Origin of the sequence: Verrucosispora sp. SN26_14.1 (assembly GCF_004307965.1) — a bacterium.
GTDB lineage: Bacteria > Actinomycetota > Actinomycetes > Mycobacteriales > Micromonosporaceae > Micromonospora.
The window spans coordinates 1-2,994 of sequence record NZ_SISL01000598.1; the positions used below are offsets into that span (position 1 = coordinate 1).

Here is a 2,994-nt window from a genome sequence, read left to right on the forward strand (position 1 = left end):
GGGCCCGGGCCATGAACCGCCGGGTGGAGGCGGGTACCGCGTCCCGGCCGGCCCGGACCAGCTGCCACCGTCGGGTGGGACGGCGACCTCCGCCGCCGTCCACACCGGTGCCGCGCCCGCGCGCCGGGCCGGGACTCATTCCGCCGTACGGTCCACGCCGACAACCGCGCCACCACCGGCCGCCACCTGCGGACCGGCGGCCCGCGCGGTCAACACGACCAGCAGCTCGTCGCCCATCAGCGAGATCGGCGGGGCGCCCATCGTCACCACCACGTCACCGGGGCGGGCCCGCCGGGCCACCTCCACCGGCGCGTCCTCCCACGAGTCGACGAAGACCTTCTGCCCCGACGGCAGCGCCACCGCCTCGATCAGCGCCGCCGACCCCTCGCCCGGGCCGCGCAGCTCCCCCGGGCCGAAGACCTCCAGCAGCACCAGCTCGTCGGCGATCGCGAGCGCCTCGGCGATCTCCGCCTGCAGATCACGGGTGCGGTAGAGCCGGTAGGGCTGGAAGACGACGATCAGCCGCCCCTCGCCGGCCACCTCCCGCAACGTCTGCAGAGCCAACGTCATCGAGGTGGGGTGGTAGGCGTACTCGTCGTAGACGAGCACCCCGTCCACCACGCCCTTGCGCTCGAACCGTCGGCGTACGCCGGGGAAGGCCGCCAGCGCCGCCTCGGCCGCCGTCAACGGCAGCTCCAGCAGGTACGTCGCCAGCACCGCCGAGGCGCTGTTGAGCCCCATGTGCCGACCCGGCACCGGCAGCCGGAACTCGCCCAGCGACCGACCGTCGATGTGCGCCCGGTAGCGCACCCCCTGGGCCGACGACGCGATGTCGCTCAGCCGCAGGTCGGCGTCGTCGGCCTCGCCGTAGGTGTACACCCGACGCCCCTCGGCGCGCAGCGTGTCCGCCAGCCGCCGACCACCCGGGTCGTCGGCACACGTGATGACGAAGCCCGCCGGGTCGGTGAGCCGGGCGAACTCGGCGAAGGCCGCCTCCAGGGTGGCCAGGTCGCCGTAGGTGTTCAGGTGGTCGGCCTCGACGTTCGTGATGATCGAGACGAACGGCCGGTAGATGAGGAACGAGCGGTCGCTCTCGTCCGCCTCGACCACGAAGTACTCGCCGGTGCCGTGGTGCGCGCCGGAGCCGCCCTCGGAGATCTCCCCACCGATCACGAAGGACGGATCGGTGCCGGCCCGCTGCAACACCATGGTGACCATGGAGGTGGTGGTGGTCTTGCCGTGCGTACCCGCCACCGCCACCGTGCGCCGGCCCGTCATCGCCGCCGCGAGCGCCTCCGACCGGTGCAGCACCCGCAGCCCGCGCTCCCGTGCCTCGACCATCTCCAGATGGTCGGCGGGGATCGCCGAGGAGTACACGACGGTGTCCACACCGTCCAGGTTGGTCGCCTCGTGGGTCATGTGGATCGTCCCGCCGAGCGCCCGCAGGCCCGCCAGGGACGGCCACTCCCGCAGCTCGCTTCCGGAGACCGGCAGACCCCGGGTCAGGAAGAGCCGGGCCAGACCGCTCATCCCGACGCCACCCACCCCGATCAGGTGGATGTGGCCCAGGTCCTCGGCGGTCAGCGTGCCGGCCGGGCTGAACGTGGTCATCTGCGCCAACCTTTCGTTCGCGACTCCGGGGCTCGCAACCCCGGCTCACTCCTCGCGCTCACCGGAGCCAACCTTTCGTTCGCGACTCCGGGGCTCGCAACCCCGGCTCACTCCTCGCGCTCACCGGAGCCAACCTTTCGTTCGGGAACTCGGCCGACTCACCGGTTCACCGCCTCGTAGACGAAGTTCAGCAGTGCCTCGTCGCCGTCGCGCCGGCCGTACCCGGCGGCGGCCTCACTCATCGCGTGCAGCCGCTGCGGGTCGCGGACCAGCGGGATCACCGTCCGCTCCAGCCAGTCCGGGGTCAGCTCCGCGTCGTCGACCAGCAGGCCGCCACCGGCCTCCACCACCGGCAACGCGTTGCGCTTCTGCTCCTGGTTGCTGTGCGGGTACGGCACGTAGATGGTCGGCAGGCCGATCGCGGCCACCTCGGCACAGGTCATCGCCCCGCCCCGGCCCAGCATCAGGTCCGCGGCGGCGTACCCGGCATCCATGTCGGAGAGGTACGGCAGGCTCACGTACGGCACCGGGAGGTCGGTCGGGACCGGCACCGGCTCGTTACGGGCGCCCATCACGTGCAGCACCTGGATGCCGTTGCGGGCCAACTCCTTGGCCGCCCCGGCCACCGCCAGGTTGATCGAGCGGGCGCCCTGCGATCCACCGGCGACGAACAGTACCGGCAGGTCGGGACGGAGTCCGAAGTGGGCGCGGGCGGCGTTGCGCATGGCGGCCCGGTCCAGCCCGGCGATGGCCCGGCGCAGCGGCACCCCGACCACCCGGGCGTCACGCAGCGACTCGGCCTGGGCCGGCTGGTGCGGGAAACCCACCGCGATGTGCTTGGTGAACTTCATGCCCAGCCGGTTGGCCACCCCCGGTGGCACGTTCACCTCGTGGATCACGATGGGCAGCTCCCGCCGCCACGCGGCCAGGTACGCCGGCACCGACACGTACCCGCCGAAGCCGACCACCGCGTCGGCGCGCACCTCGTCGATCACCTTGCCGGCCGCGCGGGCCGCCGTCCACATCCGGCCCGGGGTACGGACCAGGTTCAGGTTGACCGACCGGGGCAGCTGGTAGGCCGGGATGTTGCGCAGGTCGTAGCCGGCCGGCGGGATCAGCTCGTTCTCCAGGCCCTTGGGTGTGCCGAGGCAGGTGATCCGGACGCCGGGGTCGTGTCGGCGCAGGCAGTCGGCGAAGGCGAGCAGCGGGTAGATGTGCCCCCCGGTGCCACCTCCTGCGAGCACCACCGAACGCAGCGGACCCATCAACGTCTCCTCTCGTCCGCCGACCCGCCACGGCCCCGGCCCTCCCGGGTGCCACGCGGTGCGGCCTGGTCGTCACTGCGCCGCTTGCGTGCCTGGGGTCTGTCGCTTATACACAGCT

2 protein-coding genes and 1 pseudogene are annotated in these 2,994 nt (G+C 72.7%); all 3 read right to left on the reverse strand.

The window, feature by feature from the left end; all coding sequences use genetic code 11:
- Nucleotides 1-103, reverse strand: a pseudogene (locus EYA84_RS29690) (peptidase S33); the annotation flags it as partial.
- 32 nt (nt 104-135) lie between these two features.
- A complete protein-coding gene (gene murC / locus EYA84_RS29695; RefSeq protein WP_131057402.1) occupies nt 136-1,611 on the reverse strand; it encodes a UDP-N-acetylmuramate--L-alanine ligase in 1,476 nt (491 codons plus the stop codon).
- Between the two features lie 158 nt (nt 1,612-1,769).
- Entirely contained in the window at nt 1,770-2,876 is a 1,107-nt protein-coding gene (murG, locus tag EYA84_RS29700) for an undecaprenyldiphospho-muramoylpentapeptide beta-N-acetylglucosaminyltransferase (protein ID WP_131057404.1), read from the reverse strand.
- Nucleotides 2,877-2,994: the final 118 nt, after the last annotated feature.

Bases quoted from the DNA above. Each gene is read 5' to 3' on its own strand.
- murC (WP_131057402.1), bottom strand. From the start codon at position 1,611: ATGACCACGTTCAGCCCGGCCGGCACGCTGACCGCCGAGGACCTGGGC.
- murG (WP_131057404.1), bottom strand. From the start codon at position 2,876: ATGGGTCCGCTGCGTTCGGTGGTGCTCGCAGGAGGTGGCACCGGGGGG.